This is a genomic window from Lentzea sp. NPDC051213 (assembly GCF_044455585.1).
In the GTDB taxonomy this organism is placed as follows: domain Bacteria; phylum Actinomycetota; class Actinomycetes; order Mycobacteriales; family Pseudonocardiaceae; genus Lentzea.
In genome coordinates this window covers 1-22083 of sequence record NZ_JBITEX010000015.1, presented here as the reverse complement: position 1 = coordinate 22083, position 22083 = coordinate 1, and the positions used below count along the sequence as shown (strand labels likewise).

Genomic DNA, 22083 nt, shown 5'->3' with positions numbered 1-22083 from the left:
CGCGAAGGACAGCCAAGGTTTCACATGCGTTGCCGACATCCCGAACGTGATGACGCGCCCGGCCACCTTCAAGGGGTGTTGGTGATGGTCGACATCAATCCCAGGTACTGGGTCCACGGGCACATGGCCTTCTTCATGGAGGACCACCCGCTGGATTCCGTCGACCGGCTGGCAGAGATCGTCGACGAGCCTCTGGTCGCGCCGCCCGCGCAGGATTGGGCGGCGGTCGAAGCGCGACTCGGTAGCACGCTGCCCGCCGACTACAAGCGGCTCGTAGAACGGTTCGGTGCAGGGCAGTTCGGTTCGATCCGGGTCTGTGCGCCCGATGCGTCCGTGCCCGAGTACGACTTGTTCGCGCTCGTCGAGCGGATCCAGGTGCAGGCGGAGGAGTTCCGGCCGAAGCCGACGAGCGATGCGGACGCGCGGCCGGTCGTGGTCTCCGATCCGAGCTGGCTCGCCTGGTACCAGCCGTGCCGATCAGCCAGCACGTTCGTTGCCGACTACCTCCACTCACCAACGAGAGAGCTGGACGGCATCGAGTTGGAGTCGGCGGATGCCGGGGTTGGGGTGCGCTTCGTGCCCGCGACCAGCACATGAGTTTCCTGGCGCACCGAGAGATGGGGTCATCTCCAACTGGGCAGCCACAGCTGCTGCTGCCACATCTCCGGCGTGATCGGGTTCCCGTTCAAGATCGGCCAAAGCCACACGAAGTTGGCGACGACGATGCCGACGTACAGCGCCACGACCAGCAACCCGGTCCCACGGCGTTCCGCACCGGCAGAGCTGCGACCGAGGATCTCGCCCAGCGCCAGCACGATCATCAGCACCAGGAACGGCGCCATCGGCGTGACGTAGAAGAAGTACATCTGCCGGTCGAGGTTGAGGAACCACGGCAGCAGGCCCGCCGCGTACGCGACCAGCACGCCGGCGTAGCGCCAGTCCATCCGGCCGATCGTGCGGAAGATCGCCCAGCCGATCACCGGGAACGCGACCCACCACAGCGCGGGGGTGCCGATCAGCATGATCGCGCCGAGGCACGACGCGGCACCGCAGCCCGTGACGGTGTTGTCGTAGTAGTAGAGCATCGGGCGCAGGCCCATCGGCCAGGTCCACGGCTTCGACTCCCACGGGTGCCGGTTCGTGTCCGAGGTGACCAGCTCGACGTGGAACTTGTAGACGTTCTTCGCGTTGTACCAAAGCGCCTGCAGGACGTCCGGGATGTACGCGACGTCCTTGACCTTGCCGCCGACCACGTGCCGGTCGATGCCGGTCTCGCTGGCCATCCACGGGAACCAGGTCACGACGTACACCAGCACCGGGATCGCGACCAGGCCGCCCAGCGACGGCAGGATGTCCTTGGCGATCGCGCCCAGCCACGGCTCCTCGACGCCGGCCGCGCGGCGGGCCAGCGCGCTCCAGATCACGGTCAGCAGCCCGAACGCGCCGATGTACCAGATGCCCGACCACTTGATGCCGCACGCCAGACCGAGGCACACGCCCGCACCGAAGCGCCACCAGCGGAAGCCCAGCCACGGGCCGAACGCCGAATTCGTCACGAACCCTTCGCGCACTGCCACCGCTAGCCGTTCGCGGACCTGTTCGCGGTCGACGACGAGACAGCCGAACGCGCCGACGACGAACAACGCCAGGAAGATGTCGAGCATGCCCATCCGCGACTGGACGTGCGAGACGCCGTCCGCGATGAGCAGCAGGCCGGCCAGTGCGCCCAGCAGGTCCGAGCGGGTCAGGCGGCGGGCGATTCTGATGATCAGCAGGATCGTGATCGCGCCCGCGAGCGCCGAGGCGAACCGCCAGCCGATGCCGTCGTAGCCGAAGAGGCCCTGGCCGATCGCCATGAGCTGTTTGGCGAGCGGCGGGTGCACGATCAGCTCGTAGCCCGGGTTGTCCTCGTAGCCGCCGTTGCGCAGCACCTGTGCCGACTGCGGCACGTAGTGCTTCTCGTCGAAGATCGGCGTGCCCTTGTCCGTCGGATACCCGAGGTTCCAGAACCGGACGAACGCGCCGATCAGCGTCACGACGATCGTGACGAGCCACCCGCGCATGCGGTCTCCGGACGCGGGCGGGTCGAGCGCCGCCGCACGATCCGTGCGCGGTTCCTCGACGACGACGGGCGCCACTCCTGGCTGCACGAGGACTGTCACGCCGCCGATCGTAGGGTGCACGGTGTGAGTCCCGTATCCGGTTCAGGCCGCTTGGTCCTGGCCGCCACCCCGCTCGGCGACATTCGTGACGCTTCCGCACGCCTGATCGAGGCGCTCCAGACCGCCGACGTGATCGCCGCCGAGGACACCCGCCGGTTGCACAGCCTCGCGGCCGCGCTGCAGGTCAAGCCGTCCGGGCGGGTGATCAGCTTCTACGACCAGGTGGAGACCGCCCGGCTGCCGGGGCTGCTCGAAGCGCTGCAGAACGGCCAGACCGTGCTGCTCGTGACCGACGCCGGCATGCCGAGCGTGTCCGATCCCGGCTACCGGCTCGTCGCCGCGTGCGTCGAGGAGGACATCACGGTCACCTGCCTGCCGGGACCGTCCGCCGTGACGACCGCGCTCGCCGTGTCCGGCCTGCCCAGCGACAGGTTCGCGTTCGACGGCTTCCCGCCGCGCAAGTCCGGTGAGCGCAAGCGCTGGTTCGCGCCGCTGGCCACGGAACAGCGGACGGTCGTCTTCTTCGAGGCACCGCACCGGCTCGCCGCGACGCTTGCGGACGCCGTCGAGGTGCTCGGGCCCGAGCGCCGCGCTGCCGTGTGCCGTGAGCTGACCAAGAAGTACGAAGAGGTCGTGCGCGGGTCGTTGGCCGAGCTCGCGGAGTGGGCGGTGGAAGGCGCGCGGGGCGAGATCACCGTCGTGCTCGGGCCCGCTCCCGCCGAGGACAAGCCCGACCTCGACACGCTCGTGGCCGAGGTCAAACAGCGCGTCGCCGACGGGGAACGGCTGAAGTCGGCCGCCACCGAGGTCGCGGAGGCGGCCGGCATCAGCAAGAAGACGCTCTACGACGCGGCCATCAAATCAAGCTGACTCGCGGTTGAACGTGCGCACGCCGTAGGAGACGCCGACCAGCACCAGCGCCGTCACCGAGACCAGGCCGAGCACCACCGAACCCGTGGTGAAGATCGACCGCTCGGCGTCGACGACGTGCGCCAGCGGGTTGATCCGCGACAGCCAATAGAGCCACTGCGGGCCGTTCGACATCGGCAGCAGCACACCGGACAGCAGCATCAACGGCACGATCGTGGACGACAGCACGGACGCGAAGACGTACTCCAGCTTCACCTTCAACGCGATCGCGTACGACACCGACCCGATGGCGATGCCCAGCAACGCCACCAGCGCGAGTCCCAGCACGATCTCGCCCACCGACGCGCGGAACCCGAACAGCATCGCGGCCAGCACGATCAGCAGGGCCTGCACGACGAGCAGGACCATGTCCTTGCCGACCCTGCCGACGAGCAGCGCGACCCGGCTGACCGGGGTGACCCGCAGCCGTTCCATCACGCCCGCCCGCAGCTCCGGTAGCAGCGAGAAGCCCGCGTAGGCGGTGCCGAACAACGCCAGCTGCACCAGCAGGCCCGGCACGAACCACTGCCAGCCGGTGTCGCCCAGCAACGGCCCGAAGAGGCCCAGGTAGAGCAACGGCTGGGCGAGCCCGAACACGACCGCCACGGGATTGCGCACCACGGGCAGCATCGAGCGGCAGAAGACGAGCCAGATGTCACGCAGCATTGGCGTCCTCCCTGAGTGAGCGCCCGGTCATGGTCAGAAAGACGTCGTCCAGCGTCGGCCGGTGGACCTGCACCGAGTGCAGCTCGACGCCGATGTTGTCGAGGTCGCGCAGCAGTCCCGGCAGCGCGCGGTCACCGTTCGGGATGCGGAAGCTGACCTTCTCGCCGTCGACCACCGCGTTCTCGAACTTGGCGGCGACCACCGAGGCCTGCGGCGTGCCGAGCACGACCAGGTCGCCGGAGACGCGGTTCTTCAGCTCGTCCGGCGAGCCCTCGCCCACGATGGCGCCGTAGTCGATCACCAGCAGCCGGTCGCTCAGCACGTCGGCCTCGTCCAGGTAGTGCGTGGTCAGGAAGACCGTGACGCCGTCCGCCTTGAGCTGCTTGATGTGGTCCCACAGGTTGCGGCGGCTCTGCGGGTCGAGCGCGGTCGACGGCTCGTCCAGGAACAGCAGCCGCGGGTCGTGCAGCATCCCCATCGCGATGTCGAGCCGGCGCTGCTGGCCGCCGGACAACGTGATGATCACCCGCTTCTCCAGGCCCTGGAGATCGAACCGGTCGAGCAGTTCGGCGACCTTCTTGCGGGCGTCGTGCCTGGAGAGGCCGTAGAACCGGGCCTGGAACTCCAGCTCGTCGCCGACCCGCTGGTCGGCGCCACCGCCGTTGCGCTGCCCGACGTACCCGATGTTCTTGCGGACACCGGCCGGATCGGTCAGCAGGTCGTGCCCCGCGACGAGCGCCTCGCCCGCGGTCGGCTGCAGAAGTGTCGTGAGCATGCGCAACGTCGTGGACTTGCCCGCGCCGTTCGGCCCGAGAAACCCGACGAGCTCGCCCTCGGCGACGTCGATGTCGACCCCGCGCACCGCGTCCACGGGGCCGAACTTCGTCGTGAACCGGCGCGCGAGGCCGCGTGCCTTGATCATGACCTAACCCCCTCTAGTCAACTTTGACTAGAGGCTAGCGCGAGCTACTCAAGTTTGACTAGTGAGATCTCACTCCGGGAGTTCGTACTGGCCGGACTCCAGGCGGTCGATCAGGTCCTGAGTCCACCGGACCTGGCCTTCGAGGTGGACGAGCCAGAGTCGAAACAGCTCGCTGACGTGCGCGGGCTTGCCCATCTCCGGAAACGAGGTCACGCCGTACCGGGTCGGCGCAACCTGTCCCTCGAGCCCGGCCAGCCGGTGCTTCAGCAGCACGACCGCCTGCTTGCGGGGGATGAGGTTGAGCAGCGCCACGCTCGCCGAGAGCTGGTCGTTGCTCGCGCCGGCGTTGGCCAGCGCCTGACCGAGCAGGTCCTGGAGCTCGTGCTCACCGGCCGCGGTGATCTTGTACGTCGTGCGCGCGGGTCCCTCGTCCGACTCCTCGGTGCCGACAGCCTCGATCAGCTCGTCCTTGGCCAGCGTCTTCAGCGCGTGGTAGATCGAGCCTGGCTGCACGTTCGCCCACTGGTCCGCCGACCACGACTGCAGCTCGCGCCGCACCTGGTAGCCGTGTGCCTCGCCGACGAGCTTCACCACGCCGAGGACGAGCATCCGGGTCGCCGACAACGGTCCTCCTAGTTCAGCAGTTCCTTGCCCAGCCGTGACGCCGAGTGCAGCACGACGTTGCCGTGCCGACCACTGGCGATCAGGCCGGCCTCGCGCAACACCTTGGTGTGCTGACTGATGTTGCCCGGGCTCACCCTCAGTCTGCGCGCCAGCTCCCCGGTCGCGAGCTCCGTGTCCGCCAGCACGTGCAGCAGCTCGGAACGGGTGTGGCCGATCAACGCGGCCAGCCGGTCGTGCGAGGAGTGCCGCAACGTCAGCGCCAGGTCGTGCTCGACCGGGTAGACCAGCATCGGGGTCGGCTTGCCGTCGTCGATGAACGTGACGGGCTTCGCCCAGCAGAAGTAGCTCGGGGTGAGCAGCAGGCCGCGGCCGCCGAGGTGGATCTCCCGGTCGCTCGGGTACGGGGTGCTGAGCACCGGGCGTTCCCACGTGGCGAACGGCCGCAGACCCTCGAGGACCTGCTCGCAGCCGCCGTCGAGGAACGCGCGGGCCCTTCGGCCGCGGTCGGCGTCGATGTGCGCGTGCACGACCGGCCAGTGCGGCCGCAGCACCGTGTCGAAGTAGCGGCGCATGCCTTCGCCGAGCGAGCGCACCAGCTCCGGCCGGCCGTCCGCGAGGTCGCGGGTCCAGCCGGGCAACGTCCGGTGGCGCCCGATGTGGGCGATCTCCTCGTGCAGCTGCTCGCGCGGCGTCGCGCACACCGCGGCGATGCCCGCCTCCAGGCCGCCCGCCGCCTCGATCGGCGTGAGGAAGTCGGGGAACGGGCCGGGCCGGGTCAGCTCGGCCAGCATGCGCACGCCGTCACACGCGGGGCCCTCGCGTCCGCTCTGTGCGTACGAAAGCTCCCCGCGTGCACTTGCGCGCCAGGCTGCGAGGTCGGGCGAGGGGGCTGGTTCGCGCAGGCGGTAGGAGCTCATGACGAGCTCCCACAGCGGGTCTGGTCCGGGTGCGAGCCGGACCCCGATCAGGTCTTCACCGGTGAAATGAATGCGCAGTGTCCCCACGGTTCCCCCTCTGCCTGGCGGAGCATGGCACGCGAACCGGACATCTCGCGGCGTTTTAGTTGTGGCTGAAAGTCGTCGCGGCGGCGGTGCCCCGAACCCGAGGCTGAGCAGGTCAGAACAGCTCAGCAAGAGGGGGAAATCATGAATCGACGCATGACCGTGCTGGCCGGAGCGGCCGCGGCCGTGGGCTCCATGCTGATCTTCGTCGGCCCGGCCCAGGCGGGCACGTGCGGCGACGTCGTCAACGCGAACGTGCCCGGCGGCCAGGCCAGCTGGTCGCACACCTGCTACTCGGACGGCACCATGCGCATCTCCGGCTGGGTGAAGGACACCAGGTCGGACGGCAAGTGCGCGGCGGTCAAGGCCGAGTACCAGAGCGGCACGCAGCAGAGCGGCCGGGCGTGTCCCGAGGGCAACCGCAAGGACTTCAGCTTCTACGGTGCCGGGCAGAACGTGCCGGTGTACCTCTTCACGTCCTGATGAGCTGAGGGGGCGGTGTCCGGTCGGTGGAAACCTCCTGGCACCGCCTCCGTAGGCTATGCGCATGAGTGCCTCCGTACTGACCGCGGTGGCCTGGCCTTACGCCAATGGCCCCCGGCACATCGGTCATGTCTCCGGTTTCGGTGTCCCGTCCGACGTCTTCTCCCGCTACATGCGAATGTCCGGACACCGGGTGCTCATGGTCAGCGGCACGGACGAGCACGGCACGCCCATCCAGGTGCAGGCCGAGAAGGAAGGGCTCACGGCTCGTGAGCTCGCCGACAAGTACAACCGTGTGATCGCCTCTGACCTCCAGGGCCTCGGCCTGTCCTACGACCTCTTCACCCGCACCACCACCGGCAACCACTACCAGGTGGTGCAGGACCTGTTCTCCGCGCTGTGGAAGAACGGCTACGTCGTCCCGAAGACGGAGATGGGCGCGATCAGCCCGTCCACCGGCCGGACGCTGCCCGACCGCTACATCGAGGGCACCTGCCCGCATTGCGGCTACGACGGCGCGCGTGGTGACCAGTGCGACAACTGCGGCAACCAGCTCGACCCGTCGGAACTGATCAACCCGCGCTCGAAGATCAACGGCGAGACGCCGAAGTTCGTCGAGACCGAGCACCTGTTCCTCGACCTGCCCGCGTTCATCGAGTCGCTGGGCAGCTGGATGGGCACGCGCTCGGACTGGCGGCCGAACGTGCTCAAGTTCTCGCAGAACCTGATCAAGGACCTGCGGCCGCGCGCGATCACCCGCGACCTCGACTGGGGTGTGCCCATCCCGCTCGACGGCTGGAGCGACCAGCCGATGAAGCGGTTCTACGTGTGGTTCGACGCGGTCATCGGGTACCTGAGCGCGTCGGTCGAGTGGGCGCGCCGCTCCGGCAACCCGGACGCCTGGAAGGAGTTCTGGACGGGCGACGCCCAGAGCTACTACTTCATGGGCAAGGACAACATCGTCTTCCACTCGCTGATCTGGCCGTCGCTGCTGCTGGGCCAGAACGGTGCGGGCGACAAGGGCGGCGAGGCCGGCCGGTTCGGCACGCTGAACCTGCCGACCGAGGTCGTGTCGTCGGAGTACCTGACGATGAGCGGCTCGAAGTTCTCGACGTCGCGCGGCACCGTGATCTACGTCGGCGACTTCCTGAAGGAGTTCGGGCCGGACGCGCTGCGGTACTTCATCTCCGTGGCCGGTCCCGAGAACCAGGACACCGACTTCACCTGGGAGGAGTTCGTCCGCAGGACGAACTTCGAGCTGGCGAACGAGTGGGGCAACCTGGTCAACCGCTCGGTCTCGATGGCACACAAGAACGTCGGCGCCATCCCGAAGGCCACGGCACTGACCGACGCCGACCACGAGCTGCTCCGGCAGTCCAAGGCGGCGTTCGACACGGTCGGCGCGCACCTGCTCCGCTCGCGGTTCAAGCAGGCCTCCAGCGAGGCGATGCGGGTCATCTCCGCGGCGAACAAGTACCTGTCCGACCAGGAGCCGTGGAAGCTCAAGGACGACCCGGACCGTCGCGACTCGGTGCTGCACACCGCGCTGCAGGTCGTGCAGGACGCGAACACGCTGATGACGCCGTTCCTGCCGCACTCGGCGCAGAAGGTGCACGAGGCGTTGGGCGGCACGGGCGTGTGGGCGGCTCAGCCGGAGCTGACCGAGGTCGAGGACCTGGACGTGCCTGACCGCCCGTACCCGGTGCTGACCGGTGACTACGCGGGTGAGCAGGCCAAGTGGGAGTCGACGCCGATCGAGGTCGGCCGGCCCCTGCAGAAGCCGTCGCCGCTGTTCGCCAAGCTCGACCCCGAGCTGGGCGAGACGGGCCCGGAGTGGGCTCCGATCGTCAAGTGAGTCCCAAGCAGGAACGACCGCCGGTGCCGGAAGCCCTTCCGGTGCCGGTGGTCGACGCTCACACCCACCTGGACGCGTGTGGCGCGGCCAACGCTGAAGACGTGGCCGTGCTGCTCGATCGGGCGAACGCGGCGGGCGTGTCCCACGTGATCACCGTCGCCGACGATCTCGCCGCCGCGCAGTGGGCCGCCGAGGCGTCCACTTGGGACTCGCGGGTCTACGCGGCGGTGGCCGTGCACCCGACCCGGACGTCCACGTTCGGGGATCACGAGAAGGCGGAACTGGAGCGGCTCGCCGTGCTTCCGCGCGTCGTGGCGATCGGCGAGACCGGTCTCGACTACTACTGGGACTACTCGCCGCCGGCCGCCCAGCACGAGGCTTTCCGTTGGCACATCGACCTTTCCAAGCGCGTCGGGAAGCCGTTGATGATCCACGACCGCGACGCGCACGAGGACATCATCAAGGTGCTCGAGGCCGAGGGCGCGCCGTCCACTGTGGTCTTCCACTGCTTCTCAGGTGACGCGGACTTCGCCCGGCGGTGCGTCGACGCGGGGTACGTGCTGTCGTTCGCGGGGCCGGTGACGTTCAAGAACGCGCGGGCGCTGCGCGAGGCGGCCCAACTGGTGCCCCAAGATCAGCTGCTCGTGGAGACGGACGCGCCTTTCCTGACCCCGCACCCGTTCCGCGGTAGGCCGAATGAACCCTATTGCGTGAATTACACAGTCAGGGATCTCGCCACTCTCCGTGGCGAAGATCTTTCTGAACTCTGTGCCGCAGTCACCCGTACTGCTCAACGAGTGTTCGGACTTGGTGACTGAAATGTGGTCTAAGACGAACGGAGCAAGGCGTTGCTACCCCCATGGGGTGACTGAGGTCACAACATCCGTGGGGGTGTTTGCGCAACGTCCGCGACCCCGTTACTGTCCCGTGACCGTGCCACCTGAGCCGACGTTGTCGGTTCGGAGCACGCCCGCAGTCGGGGCGGGACCCAAGCCAGCGCGAAGAAGCGAGACCACGTAGGAGGAGTTGCCGGGAACCTTCGAGCTTCACATCTCGAATGATCACGTCAACGCCAACTGTGCGGTGGCCTCGTGCTTCCGCAATGGAGGTATCGACCCTGTGACCGGAAGCGACAGAACTGCCGCTCCTTACGACTTCAACGACGACACCGACTGGTTCACGCCGGTCGGGGGCACCGCAGTCGGTGTAGCCGACCCCCACCCGAGCTTTCCCGCCGGTGCGCTGAGCATCTCGCCCGCGGACGTGCTCGAGGTGCTCGGCCCGGACGCCGATGAGCTCCTCGCCACCGCGAACGTCGACGTCGACGAGCTGATCCGGCTCATCAACGCCGAGACGACGATCATGCCGCTGCTCCTCTTCCTCCCGTCGGAGGAAGAGGAGCAGCGCGACCCGCAGGTCCTCGTCGAGGCCGTCTCGTCCTGGAAGCGCCGCTTCGTCAAGGGCGCGATCGCCGCGGTGCTGGTGTCCATCTCGGGCGGCGGCGTCACGGCGATGGCCATGGACAAGTCCGTGGCGGTCGACATCGACGGCGCCACCTCGACCGTCCACTCCTACGAGGGCACGGTCGGCGAGGTCCTGGCGGAGGAAGGCATCGTCGTCGGTGAGCACGACGCCCTGTCGCCCTCGCTGAACGCCCCGATCTCCGACGGCGGCAAGATCACCCTCGACCGCGGCCGCCTGCTCAAGATGAGCGTCGACGGCCAGGCCCGCGAGGACTGGGTCCGCTCCGTCACGGTCGACGAGGCCGCGAAGCAGCTCGGCGTCCCGACCGAAGGCGCGTGGATGTCCGCGCCCGCCGGCCAGGACGTCCCGCTCAAGGGCATGAACCTCGAGGTCAAGACCCGCAAGAACATCAAGCTGTTCGACGGCGCCAACGCCCCGCGTGAGCTGCAGACCACCGCGGTCACCGTCGACGAGCTGCTGAAGAACGAGAACATCCAGCTCGGCGCGGAAGACGCGGTCGCCAACGGCACCGAGGTCAAGCTCGCCACCGGTGCCGAGGTCTACATCTCCCGCACCGGCGTCACGGTCATCAACGTGAACGAGCCGGTCGCGCCCCCGGTCGAGAAGACCAACGACCCGAACATGAACGCGGGTCAGCAGACGGTGACCGACCCCGGCGTGCCGGGCGAGCAGGTCTCGACGTACCGCGTGACCGTGAAGAACGGCAAGGAGATCAGCCGCGAGAAGATCGGCGGCAAGGTCACCAAGGAGCCGAAGCCCAAGAAGATCACCGTGGGCACGAAGCCGCTGCCCGACGGCGAGGTCTGGGACCGTCTCGCCAAGTGCGAGGCCGGCGGCAACTGGGCCATCAACACCGGCAACGGCTACTACGGCGGCCTGCAGTTCTCGGCCAGCACCTGGGCCTCGAACGGTGGCACCCAGTACGCGGCGCTGCCGCACCAGGCGACCCGTGAGCAGCAGATCGCCACGGCGACCAGGCTGCGCGACCGCGCTGGCGGCACCTACGCCGCGTGGCCGGGCTGCCGCGCGAAGCTCGGCCTGCCGTAACCCCTCACCTTTTCAGTCACGCGGGGGCCCTACGTTTCCTCAGAGGAAACGCGGGGCCCCCGCGTGACGTTTCGCGGCGTGGCGGAGGCGAGCTCCGGCGTCTGCGAGAATGCGCGGGTGAGCCTGCTGGGTCCTGCCGAAGTCCGTCGTCTGGCCGAAGAGCTGGGCATCCGCCCCACCAAGAAGCTCGGCCAGAACTTCGTGCACGACCCGAACACGGTCCGCAAGATCGTCGCGGCCGCCGAGCTGGACGAGGACGACGTCGTGCTGGAGGTCGGCCCCGGCCTGGGCTCCCTCACGCTCGGGCTGCTGCCCAGCGCCAAGCAGGTCGTGGCCGTCGAGATCGATCCGCCGCTGGCCCAGCGGCTCCCGCAGACCGCGCGCGAGATGGACCCCGAGAACGCGGACAAGCTCCACGTGGTCCTCAAGGACGCGATGAAGGTCTCGAAGGACGACCTGCCCGTCCAGCCGACGGCGATCGTGGCCAACCTGCCGTACAACGTCGCGGTCCCGGTCGTCCTCCATCTCATGAGTGAGTTGCCGACCCTGCGAAAAGGACTAGTCATGGTCCAGGCCGAGGTCGCGGACCGGATGGCGGCCAAGCCCGGCAGCAAGATCTACGGGGTGCCGAGCGTGAAGCTCGCCTGGTACGCCGACGCGAAGAAGGCAGGCCCGATCGGCCGGAACGTGTTCTGGCCGGCGCCCAACGTCGACTCCGGCCTGGTGTGGTTCCGGCGCCACGAAAGCCCGCTGTCCACAGTGGATCGCAAGAGGCTTTTCGAGATCATCGACGCCGCGTTCGCGCAGCGCCGCAAGACGCTGAGGGCGGCGCTGAAGGGCTGGGCGGGAGGCGTCCAGCAGGTGGACGAACTGCTCCAGAAGGCGGACGTCGATCCCCAGCAAAGGGCCGAGCGGCTTGGCGTGATCGACTTCATTCGGATTGCTGAGGCTTAGGCCGGGGATCCATCGGCCAACAGTGTGATCTGTCGAACGAATCGGAATCTGGCTTGCGCAACCGAACGTCCGTCCGGTTGACTACAACTGCCATCCGGAGCGACTGAGAGACCTGGCTCTACGACGTCGCAGCAACCACCCGCTGGATGCGGGCAGGTGCTAACGCCAGGACCGATGGAGGATCACCATGGGTACCACGCGAATGCTGACGCGCCGTCGAGTCGTCGACCAGTGCCGTCGCACCGCTTCTGCATGTCGTCGCCACCTCGTCTAAGGCGCCTTCTAAAAGTCCTTTGACGCGCACTCGGCGTACGAGTGGCGCACACCTGAGCAGAACTTCGACCGCGCGTGCCCGCCGAAATCGGGGCACTGTGCCGTCGAGCGCAGCCGTGGAGCAGACGTGATCACTGTCGAAAACCTCACCAAGTCCTTCCAGGGCGTCAACGCCCTCAACGGCGTCACCCTCGATGTCGACGCGGGCACCGTGCTCGGCGTGGTCGGCCCGAGCGGGGCCGGCAAGTCGACGCTCGCCCGTTGCGTCGCGCTGCTGGAGCGCCCCGATTCGGGTGCGATCCGCGTCGACGGCACGGACATCACCTCGCTGGACGGGTCCGCGCTGCGGGCCGCCCGCCGGCAGATCGGCGTTGTGCCGCAAGGGGATTCGCTGCTGCGGCAGCGGACCGCGGCCGGCAACATCGCGCTGCCGCTGGAGTCCGCCGGCGTGCCGGGACCTCAGCGCCGCAGCCGTGTGGGCGAGCTGCTGGACCTCGTCGGCCTGACCGACAAGGCCGGTTCCTACCCCGACCAGCTGTCCGGCGGGCAGCGCCAGCGCATCGCCGTGGCGCGTGCCCTCGCCGCGAGCCCGAGCGTGCTGCTGGCCGACGAGCCCACGTCCGCGCTCGACCCGGAGACCACCGGTTCCGTGCTGACGGTTCTCGACCGTGCGCGCGCCGAGCTGGGCGTGACCGTTCTCATCGTCACGCACGACATGGGCGTGGTCCGCAAGATCTGCGATGACGTCGCCGTGCTGGAGCAGGGCCGCGTCGTCGAGCACGGCAAGGTGCTCGAGCTGGTCGGTGACGCCGCCAGCCGCACGAGCAGTGCGCTGCTGCCCGCCGTCGACCTGAACCCGATCAACGAGAGCAACTACGACCGCGTCGCGGACGTCGTGCTCGTCGGGTTCGCCGCGGTCGGCGCGCTGCTGCCCGAGGCCTCGCACCGGTTCGGCGTCGAGCTGAACATCGTCGGCGGCGGCCTCACGCGACTGGGCGAGACCCCGGTCGCGCGGTTCCGCCTCGGCCTGAACGGCGAGCGCTCCGACTCCGCTCTCGAGTGGATCGGCGAGGCAGGCGGCGCGGTGCAGAGGTCCCTGAAGGGACCGCAGGGAGTAGCTGCGTGAGGTCTGCTACACCCTGGTCCGACGTCGTCACGTACCTCGTCGAGGCCACCGGGGAAACGCTGTACATGGTCGGCGTTTCCACCCTCATCGCCACAGCTTTCGGCATTCCGGTCGGTGTTTGGTTGCAGCTCACCGCACGAGGTGGGTTGCGACCGAACACGGTCGTGCACCGCCTCTTGAGCTTCGTCACCGACCTGGGTCGCTCGATGCCGTTCATCGTGCTGCTCGTCGCGCTCACGTCGGTCACCCGGCTGATCGTCGGTGGCTCCATCGGCAGCACGGCGGTCATCGTGCCGCTGGCCGTGGGCGCCATCCCGTTCGTGGGGCGGCTCGTGCAGAACATCCTGTCCGAGGTGCACGTGACCGTGGTCGAAGCCGCGATCACCACCGGTGCCTCGACGTTGCGGATCGTCCGCAGCGTGCTGATCCGCGAGTCGTTGCCCGCGCTGATCAACGCCATCGGCGTCACCGTGATCGCGCTCATCGGCTACTCCGCGATGGCCGGCGTGATCGGTGGCGGCGGGCTCGGCGACCTCGCGATCCGCGAGGGCTACCAGCGCTTCAACGACCGGATCCTGTGGAGCACCGTGGCGTGGCTCGCCGTGCTCACCACCGTGATCCAGTTCGGGTTCACCCGTGCCGCCCGTGCGTCCGACCGGCGCCGGCACGCCTCAGTCTGATCTCTCTCCGCCGCTCGAAACTCTCAAAAGGAACGTCATGCGTATTAAGGCTGCCCTGATCGCGGTCGCTTTGACCTCTTTGACTGCTCTGTCCGCTTGCTCGTCGGGCGGAGCGTCCGCTTCGGACACGCTGAAGGTCGGCGTCTCGCCGGTCCCGCACGCGCAGATCCTCAAGTACGTGGCGGACAACCTCGCCGCGCAGAAGGGCCTGAAGATCGAGGTCGTCGAGTTCACCGACTACGTGCAGCCGAACACGGCGCTGGTCGACGGCTCGCTCGACGCCAACTACTTCCAGACCGTGCCGTACCTGGCGACGTTCACGAAGGAGACCGGCGCCGAGGTCGAGTGGGTCGAGCCGGTCCACGTCGAGCCGCTGGGCCTCTACTCGAAGAAGCACAAGAAGGTCGACGACCTGCCGTCCGGAGCCAAGATCGCGCTGGCCAACGACGCCACGAACGAGGCCCGCGGCCTGAAGCTGCTGGAGGCCAACGGTCTGATCAAGCTCAAGGCCGTCGACGCGCCGACCGTGCGCGACGTCGCGGAGAACCCCAAGAACCTGCAGTTCGTGCCGCTGGAGGCCGCTCAGCTGCCGCGCTCGCTGGAGGACACCGACGCGTCGGTGATCAACGGCAACTACGCGATCGACGCGGGCCTCAAGCCCGCCACCGACTCGCTGGCGCTGGAGAAGGCCGAGCACAACCCGAACGCGAACGGGTTGGTCACGCGCACCGAGCTCAAGGACGACAAGCGCATCCGCGACCTCGCGGAGCTGCTCGGATCGCAGCAGGTCAAGGACTACATCAAGCAGACCTTCAACGGTTCTGTCATCCCGGTCTGAGACCCGCAGTGGCCGGGGGAGGCGTCCGCGACGGCAGAACGCCCGTAGGCTGACATCGTGCTCGCAGTCGTTCCACCCCCGGTCACGGTCCGCGTCCCGGCCAAGGTCAACCTGCACCTGGCCGTCGGTGACGTGCGCCCGGACGGCTACCACGACCTGGTGACCATCTTCCAGGCGCTTTCGCTCGCCGACGAGGTCACGGTCGCGGTGGCCGACGAGCCAGGCGTCGAGGTGCATGGCGAGGGCGCCGATCAGGTGCCCACCGGAGCCTCCAACCTCGCGTGGCGCGCGGTGCGCCTGCTGGCCACGCACGTGGGCAAGGACCCGGACGACCCGAAGGTCCGCGTCGTCATCCGCAAGGCCATCCCGGTCGCGGGAGGCATGGCGGGCGGCAGCGCGGACGCGGCGGCGACGCTCGTGGGCCTGTCGTCGTTGTGGCGGCTGGAGATCAGCCGCGACGAGCTGGCCGAACTGGCCGGGAAGCTCGGCGCGGACGTGCCGTTCGCGCTGTACGGCGGCACCGCGCTCGGCACCGGTCGTGGCGAGCGCATCGTGCCCGTGCTGGCCCGGCACCAGTTCCACTGGGTGCTGGCGTTCGACCGTCGTGGACTGTCCACCCCGGACGTGTTCGACGAGCTGGACCGCCTGCGCGTGGAGGGTGATCCACCGCGGGTCGGCCCGGTCGAGGCCGTGCTGGAGGGGCTCTCCTCAGGAGATCCACGTCAGCTCGCCCTGCTGCTGGGCAACGACCTGCAGGCCGCCGCGGTGTCGTTGCGGCCGAACCTGCGCCGCACGTTGCGCGCGGGCGTGGACGCGGGTGCGCTGGCCGGCATCGTGTCCGGTTCCGGGCCCACGACGGCGTTCCTGTGCGAGGACAGCGACACGGCGGTGCGAGTAGCCGCCGAGCTGGCCGGCGCCGGGGTGTGCCGGACGGTCCGGGTCGCGCACGGGCCGGTGCACGGTGCCCGCGTGATCACGACCGAGGAGCCGAAGCCCACGCCTCCCGAAGTCCACGCTTAAGATCCCTCACGCCACGCGCGCCCCGGTGCGAAGCTCCCGTTCCAAACGGGGGCGATCTCGAATTCTCGGGGCACGCGTGGTCTTTCGAGGGGGAAGACTTGGGCAGACGGCTGCAACGCGAGCTGTTCCGGATGGTCGTGGCGGACCTCGTCGGCGATGAGCCGAACTTCCACGCCAAGCGCCTCGCCCACTACGTCGGCCTTGTTCGCCGCTGCACCGTCGCGTACCCGGAGTGGACCGCCGCGCTGGTGCGCTGGGCCCGTGGTGCGGGCCTGGACTACACCGCGCACGCGGGCGCCGCAGAGTTCCTCTCGGCCCGGCTTGCCGCGGGGCAGCACGGGATGTCGCGCCAGCTGATCGACTCCGTGCTCGTGGACCCGTTGGATCCCACCTGGCTGCTCTCCTACTGGAACTACTTCCACGGGCGGGCGCTGCCGAAGCCGTTGAAGCGCGGCATCAGCGACGCGGTGCGTCGGCTCTACACCGAGGAATCGGTAGGGCAGTGCGACCTGACCTGGATGGCTCTCCGGCTCGGCGACGTGCTGAACCGCGTGCACCCCAAGCCGGTCGACGAGCGGCAGTCGGAGCTGTTCCGCCACATCCTCGACCGCAGGTACGACCGCGATGCCGTGGACGCCACACCCGTCACCCGGTGGAAACCGGCAGCTCCGCCGGCCCCTCGGCTGGCCGGGCACACTCTGCTGGTCGCTGATCCGCTCGCGGACGAGACCGTCGAGCTGGTAGCTCGGCATTGTGAACGAGCCGAGATCGTGCGGTGGCGGCGCGACGACCTGCGGCAGGTCGTCCGCAAGCGTTTCCGCCTCCGTCACGACCGGGTCGTCGTGATCACCGAGAACCAGCAGCTGGACCGGCCGTTGAGCTGGTCCGTGCCGTGGTGGGTGCCGCTGCACGTCTGGGACCTGAGCGACCAGGACACGCAATGGGCGTCGGCGTCGCGGCATCGCTATCGCCACTACGGCGTCACGGACAACGCGTTGTGGGCCTTGTCGCTGTTCGAGGCTGGTGAGCAGGGCCTTTGGCCGTGGTAGGTAGCCTTCACCGGGCAGTTTCTTACTAGTCGTGAGGTTTTGATGGCCAACCTGGTCAACCTGGAGTCCGTGTCGAAGTCGTTCGGCGTCCGGCCGTTGCTCGACGGCGTGTCACTCGGCGTCAACGAAGGCGACCGGATCGGTGTCGTCGGCCTGAACGGTGGCGGGAAGACGACGCTGCTCGAGGTGCTGGCCGGGGTGGAGCCCGCGGACGACGGACGGGTGTCGCGCTCGCGTGACCTGCGGATGGCGGTCGTGACGCAGCGGACCGAGCTGCCGCACGGTTCGACGGTGCGCAACGCCGTGATCGACCCGCTCGGCTTCGACGCGGAACACGAGTGGGCGGCGGACGCCCGCGTTCGATCCATTTTGGACGGACTCGGGATCACCGCGCTGGGCCTGGACTCCGTGGTCTCCACGATGTCCGGCGGCGAGCGGCGCCGGGTCGTGCTGGCCGCCGCGCTGATCCAGGACCTCGAGCTCATCGTGCTGGACGAGCCGACGAACCACCTCGACGTCGAGGGCGTGCGGTGGCTCGCCGAGCACCTGCTGGCCCGCAAGTGCGCGCTCGTGGTCGTGACACACGACCGGTGGTTCCTCGACACGGTCTGCAACCGCACGTGGGAAGTGGTGCAGGGCAAGGTAGAGCAGTACGAGGGCGGCTACGCCGACTGGATCTACGCCCGTGCCGAGCGGACCCGGCTGGCCGACGTGCTGGAGGAGAAGCGGCAGAACCTGGCGCGCAAGGAGCTCGCGTGGCTGCGCCGCGGCGCGCCCGCGCGGACCTCGAAACCGCGCTACCGGATCGAGGCGGCCGAAGCGCTGATCGCCGACGTGCCGCCGTTGCGCGACAACGTCGAGCTGCTCGCGTTCGCCAAGAAGCGCCTGGGCCGCACGGTGATCGAGATCGAGGACGCCACACTGTCCATTCCGGACCGGTATCTGGTGCGCAACCTGACGTGGCGCATCGGTCCCGGTGAGCGGATCGGTCTCGTCGGCGTCAACGGGTCGGGCAAGACGACGTTGCTCAAGCTGCTGGCGGGGGAGCGCGAAACCGAGACGGGCAAGCGGATCCAGGGCCAGACGGTCAAGATCGCGCACCTCTCGCAGGAGCTGCTCGACCTGAACGGGTCGATGCGCGTGCTGGAGGCGATCGAGGAGGTCGCGCGCCGCGTGGTGCTCGGCAAGTACGAGATGTCGGCTTCACAGCTGGGCGAGCGCTTCGGGTTCTCGTCGCAGAAGCAGTGGACGCCGGTCTCCGACCTGTCCGGTGGCGAGCGGCGGCGGTTGCAGCTGTGCCGGTTGCTGATGGCCGAGCCGAACGTGCTGCTGCTCGACGAGCCGACGAACGACCTGGACATCGACACGTTGCAGCAGCTGGAAGATCTGCTCGACTCGTGGGCCGGCACGCTCGTCGTGATCTCGCACGACCGGTACCTCGTCGAGCGCGTGTGCGACAAGGTCGTGGCGTTGTTCGGTGACGGCGGCCTGACCGAGCTGCCCGGTGGCATCGAGGAGTACCTGAGGCGCCGGGATTCGATGCGCGACAGGGAAAGCGCGGCTGCCTCCGTGGCGCAGAAGGCGCCGTCCAACGCCGCCGACCAGCGTGCCGCCCGCAAGGAGCTGGCGCGGCTGGAACGGCGGCTGGAAGTGCTGCACAAGAAGGAAGCCGACCTGCACGCCGCGCTCGCCGAGGCCTCGACCGATCCCGACAGGCTGCTCAAGCTCGACGCCGAACTCCGTGCCGTGCTGGCCGAGGAGACGGACGTCGAGGCCGCGTGGATGGCCGCGGCCGAGGTCGTCGAGGGCTGATGACGTCTGCAAGTACCGGTGGTACTTGCAGACGACTCAACAACGGGGGCTACTTGCCCTGGCGGCGCAGTTCCTTCGCGAGCTGGGGCAGCAGTTCGTCGATGAACGACGTGTCGTAGCCCTGGCCGGACAGCAGTGCGTAGCTGAACCGTGCTTTCAGGACCTCTTCCGAGGTCGCTCCCAGCATGCCGTCGAGCGCGACGCCGATCTCCTCCAGCATCCGGTCGACCTGCGCGGTGCGGTAGCCGCGCTGGCCGGACGCCGCCTGCGGGATGCGCAGCTGCCGCAGGTCCTTCCACGACTTGACCTGCGGCATGCTGCGCACCGGTCCGGAGAGCTGCTGCTCGACCCGGCCGAGGAACGAGTCCACTTCGGTCTCGTCGTAACCACGCCTGCCGATCAGCGGGCGGGAGAACCGGACGTCGCGGATGTCCTTGCCGGTCAGGTTGTCCTGGCCGAGCAGGGTCGCCTCGATCCGGTCCAGGAATGCGTCCACCTGGGACTCCTGGTAGCCGCGGCGGCCGCGGGGCGGGCGGTGGAACGCGATCCTGCGGATGTCCGCGGCGGTGAGCTTCGGCGCGTCGACCGTCTGCTGCGGCAGCGGCTGGGCCGGCGGCAGTTGCTGCGGTCGTGGCCCAGGCGGACGCTGCAGCTGTTGTTGCTGCGGCGGTCGTTGTTGTTGCTGTTTCTGCTTCGGCAGCTGCGTGGTCGGCGGCGCGGCCGGCTGTGCCTTGGGCGGCGGTGGTGCTGTTTCGAGCATGAGCACGACGAGGTCGAGGAACGTGTCGACGTCCTCTTCGTCGTAGCCGAACGTGCCGGGCGCCGTCTCCCCGAACACGGCGTCCTGGACCTCCTGAGAGGTCAGGTTGTCCCTGCCGCGCAGGGTCCCCTCGATGCGGTCGAGGAACGCGTCGATCTGGCCCTCGTGATACCCGCGGGTCCCCGGTCTCGGCTTGTGGAAGCGCACCGCCGCGACGTCGTCCGGCGACAGCCGTACGGCTGGTCTGAGCGCCTGCGACGTGGCGTGCGCACCCTGGGCGGGCGCGGCGGCCTGCTGACGTTGCGGAGTGGACCGCAGCGTGTCGGCCACCAGTTCCATGAACACGTTGACCTCGTTCACGTCGTAGCCGGGATCGCGAGTCGCCGTGCTGAACTTGACGTTCAGCACGTCTTCACGCGTGAGGATGTCTTTGCTGCGCATGGTGCTCTCGACCCGGTCGAGAAATGCGTCCACCTCAGCCGCGTCGTACCCGCGCGCGCCCCTCGGAGGACGGTGGAACGCGACCAGGGCCACGTCCTGCGCGGACAGCAGAGGTGCCGGATGCGCGGGTAGACGATGCTGCGCTCCGGGGCCGCCCCGATCCACCAATGACCTCCTCCTGCGTACCTGTACTGGGGAGTATCGCGTTTCGCGTGGCATAACGTTTCGTCCTGTTGGACCAAAGGGCGCCACTACGATCGCGAACATGAGTCAGTTCGTGGATGTGATGCTGGCGACGGCCGCAAACGGTCAGGACAAGGGCATGACGACGGGAGAACCCGCCGCACCCGTCCGCCGGACCTGGGCCGAGGTGCACGAACGCGCCCGGCGGATGGCCGGTGCGCTCGACGTGGCGCCAGGCACCGCGATCGCGGTGCTCGCCGCCGAACCAGCCGTGATCGCTCCAGCCGTGCAGGCTGCGTGGCTGTGTGGTGGCAGCGTCACGATGTTGCATCAACCCACACCACGCACCGACCTGGCCGAGTGGGCCGAGGACACGCTGCGGGTGCTCGCCATGATCGACTCCCGGCTGGTCCTGCTCGGCAGCCCGTTCGACGCTCTGGCTGACGTGCTCGAGCAGCACGGAGTTCCCTACCTGTTGCTCGCCGAACTCGACGCTGAGCCGATCGCTGCTCCTGTTCCCACCCCCGAGGATGCCACGGCACTGCTCCAATTGACGAGTGGATCAACCGCGGATCCAAAAGCCGTGCGAATCACCCATCGAAACCTGATGGCGAACGCCGAGGGCATGCGCATCGCCGCAGCCCTCGATCCCACGTCGGATGTCATGGTCTCGTGGTTGCCGCTCTTCCACGACATGGGGATGGTGGGCTTTCTCACCGTGCCGATGCTGTTCGGCCTGGAGCTGGTGAAGGTCACCCCGGTCGACTTCCTGTCCCGCCCGACGCTGTGGGCAGACCTGATCACCCGCCACCGAGGCACGATCACCGCAGCCCCCAACTTCGCCTACGCCATCGTCGCCCGCCGGCTGGCTTCCTCGTCCGATTCGTTCGACCTGTCCACGATGCGCCTGGCCCTGAACGGCGCCGAGCCGATCGACCCGGCCGCGGTGAAGGCGTTCGTGGACGCCGGAGCCCGCTTCGGGTTGCGGCCGGAGTCGATCCTGGCCGCCTACGGCATGGCCGAGACCACTCTGGGTGTCGCTTTCGCACCGCTGTTCACCGGCCTGTCGGTGGACGTCGTGGACGCCGACGCCGTGGAGGCTTCGCACCGCGCCGAGCCTGCCGCAGAGGGACGGGCGTTCCCGCTGCTCGGGCCACCGCTGCCGGGGCTGGAACTGCGGGTGGTCTCCGACTCCGGCTCCGGCGAGGTGCTGGGTGTGCGGGACGTCGGCGAGCTCCAGATCCGCGGCGACGCGGTCACGCCGGGCTACCTGACCGTGAACGGGCCTCTGGCCACACAGGACGCTTCCGGGTGGCTGTCCACGGGTGACATCGGGTACGTGGTGGAAGACGGCCAGGTGGTCGTCTGCGGGCGGCGCAAGGACGTCATCATCATGGGCGGCCGGAACATCTACCCGACCGATGTGGAGCGTGCCGCCTGCTCGGTGGACGGGGTGCGGGCCGGTAACGCCGTGGCTGTGCGGCTGGATGCCGGGACTCAGCGGGAGCGGTTTGCCGTTGTTGTCGAGTCGAAGCTGGCTGGGGATGCTGACGCTGAGAAGGACCTGGTCAAGCAGGTTACGGCTCGGGTTGTCGACGCTGTTGGGTTGCGGCCGTTCGCTGTGGTGGTGCAGCCGCCTGGGACGTTGCCCAAGACGCCTTCTGGGAAGTTGAGGCGGTCGGCGGCGGCTGCTTTGGTCTAGTTGTACCTGGCCAACACGTTGGTGACGGTGTGTCGGCTTGATCATGGGTGAGGCCTCCGGGTGCGGTGGTGATTGCGAAGTCAGTCACCAC

The 22083-nt window shown here is 68.6% G+C and carries 20 protein-coding genes and 1 riboswitch; of the genes, 14 read left to right on the top strand and 6 right to left on the bottom strand.

Going from position 1 to position 22083, the window contains the following annotated elements:
- Positions 1-84 precede the first annotated feature (84 nt).
- Positions 85-597, top strand: a complete 513-nt coding sequence (locus ACIA8G_RS42660; protein WP_396424537.1) for an SMI1/KNR4 family protein — start codon at positions 85-87, stop codon at positions 595-597.
- 26 nt (positions 598-623) lie between these two features.
- On the opposite strand, the gene ACIA8G_RS42655 is transcribed toward ACIA8G_RS42660, so the two are convergent.
- A complete protein-coding gene (locus tag ACIA8G_RS42655) occupies positions 624-2162 on the bottom strand; it encodes a dolichyl-phosphate-mannose--protein mannosyltransferase (RefSeq protein WP_396424536.1) in 1539 nt (512 codons plus the stop codon).
- A 24-nt stretch (positions 2163-2186) separates the two neighbouring features.
- Between ACIA8G_RS42655 and rsmI the strand changes: the two genes are divergently transcribed.
- The gene (gene rsmI / locus ACIA8G_RS42650) at positions 2187-3032 is read left to right on the top strand and encodes a 16S rRNA (cytidine(1402)-2'-O)-methyltransferase (RefSeq protein ID WP_396424535.1); all 846 of its coding nucleotides are present in this window, start codon (positions 2187-2189) and stop codon (positions 3030-3032) included.
- On the opposite strand, the gene ACIA8G_RS42645 is transcribed toward rsmI, so the two are convergent.
- From ACIA8G_RS42645 to ACIA8G_RS42630, 4 genes are all read right to left on the bottom strand, one after another.
- Positions 3024-3737 (bottom strand): ABC transporter permease, encoded by a 714-nt coding sequence (locus ACIA8G_RS42645; RefSeq protein ID WP_396424534.1) that lies wholly within the window; start codon positions 3735-3737, stop codon positions 3024-3026. The two genes, rsmI and ACIA8G_RS42645, sit on opposite strands and share 9 nt — an antisense overlap.
- Complete coding sequence (locus ACIA8G_RS42640; protein WP_396424533.1) at positions 3727-4659, bottom strand: ATP-binding cassette domain-containing protein; 933 nt, start codon at positions 4657-4659, stop codon at positions 3727-3729. Before ACIA8G_RS42640 ends, ACIA8G_RS42645 begins: the two co-directional genes overlap by 11 nt.
- 69 nt (positions 4660-4728) lie before the next feature.
- Positions 4729-5283: a PadR family transcriptional regulator gene (locus ACIA8G_RS42635; RefSeq protein ID WP_396424532.1), complete on the bottom strand. Its 555-nt coding sequence runs from the start codon at positions 5281-5283 to the stop codon at positions 4729-4731.
- A gap of 8 nt (positions 5284-5291) precedes the next feature.
- Entirely contained in the window at positions 5292-6287 is a 996-nt protein-coding gene (locus ACIA8G_RS42630) for an ArsR/SmtB family transcription factor (RefSeq protein WP_396424531.1), read from the bottom strand.
- Between the two features lie 141 nt (positions 6288-6428).
- Here ACIA8G_RS42630 and ACIA8G_RS42625 point away from each other — a divergent pair, with 141 nt between their 5' ends.
- The 11 genes from ACIA8G_RS42625 to ACIA8G_RS42575 all read left to right on the top strand — a co-directional run bounded on the left by ACIA8G_RS42625 (position 6429) and on the right by ACIA8G_RS42575 (position 18906).
- Positions 6429-6767 carry a hypothetical protein gene (locus ACIA8G_RS42625; RefSeq protein ID WP_396424530.1) on the top strand — a complete coding sequence of 113 codons (339 nt, stop codon included), beginning with the start codon at positions 6429-6431 and terminating at the stop codon, positions 6765-6767.
- Between the two features lie 64 nt (positions 6768-6831).
- Positions 6832-8622: a methionine--tRNA ligase gene (gene metG / locus ACIA8G_RS42620; protein WP_396424529.1), complete on the top strand. Its 1791-nt coding sequence runs from the start codon at positions 6832-6834 to the stop codon at positions 8620-8622.
- The gene (locus tag ACIA8G_RS42615; RefSeq protein ID WP_396424528.1) at positions 8619-9440 is read left to right on the top strand and encodes a TatD family hydrolase; all 822 of its coding nucleotides are present in this window, start codon (positions 8619-8621) and stop codon (positions 9438-9440) included. The genes metG and ACIA8G_RS42615 overlap by 4 nt, the downstream gene beginning before the upstream one ends.
- A 301-nt stretch (positions 9441-9741) precedes the next feature.
- On the top strand, positions 9742-11154 hold the full coding sequence (locus ACIA8G_RS42610; protein WP_396424527.1) for a transglycosylase family protein: 1413 nt from the start codon (positions 9742-9744) through the stop codon (positions 11152-11154).
- Between the two features lie 78 nt (positions 11155-11232).
- Positions 11233-12108 (top strand): 16S rRNA (adenine(1518)-N(6)/adenine(1519)-N(6))-dimethyltransferase RsmA, encoded by an 876-nt coding sequence (gene rsmA, locus ACIA8G_RS42605; protein ID WP_396424526.1) that lies wholly within the window; start codon positions 11233-11235, stop codon positions 12106-12108.
- Between the two features lie 87 nt (positions 12109-12195).
- Positions 12196-12289, top strand: a riboswitch (SAM riboswitch).
- Between the two features lie 219 nt (positions 12290-12508).
- Entirely contained in the window at positions 12509-13507 is a 999-nt protein-coding gene (locus ACIA8G_RS42600) for a methionine ABC transporter ATP-binding protein (RefSeq protein WP_396424525.1), read from the top strand.
- Positions 13504-14187, top strand: coding sequence for a methionine ABC transporter permease (locus ACIA8G_RS42595; RefSeq protein WP_396424524.1), 684 nt, complete (start codon positions 13504-13506; stop codon positions 14185-14187). The genes ACIA8G_RS42600 and ACIA8G_RS42595 overlap by 4 nt, the downstream gene beginning before the upstream one ends.
- Before the next feature lie 37 nt (positions 14188-14224).
- On the top strand, positions 14225-15025 hold the full coding sequence (locus ACIA8G_RS42590; RefSeq protein ID WP_396424523.1) for a MetQ/NlpA family ABC transporter substrate-binding protein: 801 nt from the start codon (positions 14225-14227) through the stop codon (positions 15023-15025).
- A gap of 57 nt (positions 15026-15082) precedes the next feature.
- Positions 15083-16045 carry a 4-(cytidine 5'-diphospho)-2-C-methyl-D-erythritol kinase gene (locus tag ACIA8G_RS42585; RefSeq protein WP_396424522.1) on the top strand — a complete coding sequence of 321 codons (963 nt, stop codon included), beginning with the start codon at positions 15083-15085 and terminating at the stop codon, positions 16043-16045.
- 98 nt (positions 16046-16143) lie between these two features.
- The gene (locus ACIA8G_RS42580; RefSeq protein WP_396424521.1) at positions 16144-17094 is read left to right on the top strand and encodes a hypothetical protein; all 951 of its coding nucleotides are present in this window, start codon (positions 16144-16146) and stop codon (positions 17092-17094) included.
- Between the two features lie 42 nt (positions 17095-17136).
- The gene (locus tag ACIA8G_RS42575; RefSeq protein ID WP_396424520.1) at positions 17137-18906 is read left to right on the top strand and encodes an ATP-binding cassette domain-containing protein; all 1770 of its coding nucleotides are present in this window, start codon (positions 17137-17139) and stop codon (positions 18904-18906) included.
- A 49-nt stretch (positions 18907-18955) separates the two neighbouring features.
- Here the strand turns inward: ACIA8G_RS42575 and ACIA8G_RS42570 are convergent, their stop codons facing one another.
- On the bottom strand, positions 18956-20272 hold the full coding sequence (locus ACIA8G_RS42570) for a DivIVA domain-containing protein (protein WP_396424519.1): 1317 nt from the start codon (positions 20270-20272) through the stop codon (positions 18956-18958).
- A 100-nt stretch (positions 20273-20372) separates the two neighbouring features.
- On the opposite strand from ACIA8G_RS42570, the gene ACIA8G_RS42565 reads away from it, so the two are divergent.
- The gene (locus ACIA8G_RS42565) at positions 20373-21992 is read left to right on the top strand and encodes a fatty acyl-AMP ligase (RefSeq protein WP_396424518.1); all 1620 of its coding nucleotides are present in this window, start codon (positions 20373-20375) and stop codon (positions 21990-21992) included.
- The last annotated feature ends 91 nt before the right edge of the window (positions 21993-22083 follow it).

What these genes read in the sequence shown, in the direction of transcription:
- ACIA8G_RS42660 (WP_396424537.1), top strand. Translation starts at nt 85, where the DNA reads ATGGTCGACATCAATCCCAGGTACTGGGTCCACGGGCACATGGCCTTC.
- ACIA8G_RS42645 (WP_396424534.1), bottom strand. Translation starts at nt 3,737, where the DNA reads ATGCTGCGTGACATCTGGCTCGTCTTCTGCCGCTCGATGCTGCCCGTG.
- ACIA8G_RS42640 (WP_396424533.1), bottom strand. Translation starts at nt 4,659, where the DNA reads ATGATCAAGGCACGCGGCCTCGCGCGCCGGTTCACGACGAAGTTCGGC.
- ACIA8G_RS42625 (WP_396424530.1), top strand. Translation starts at nt 6,429, where the DNA reads ATGAATCGACGCATGACCGTGCTGGCCGGAGCGGCCGCGGCCGTGGGC.
- metG (WP_396424529.1), top strand. Translation starts at nt 6,832, where the DNA reads ATGAGTGCCTCCGTACTGACCGCGGTGGCCTGGCCTTACGCCAATGGC.
- ACIA8G_RS42590 (WP_396424523.1), top strand. Translation starts at nt 14,225, where the DNA reads ATGCGTATTAAGGCTGCCCTGATCGCGGTCGCTTTGACCTCTTTGACT.
- ACIA8G_RS42575 (WP_396424520.1), top strand. Translation starts at nt 17,137, where the DNA reads ATGGCCAACCTGGTCAACCTGGAGTCCGTGTCGAAGTCGTTCGGCGTC.
- ACIA8G_RS42565 (WP_396424518.1), top strand. Translation starts at nt 20,373, where the DNA reads ATGAGTCAGTTCGTGGATGTGATGCTGGCGACGGCCGCAAACGGTCAG.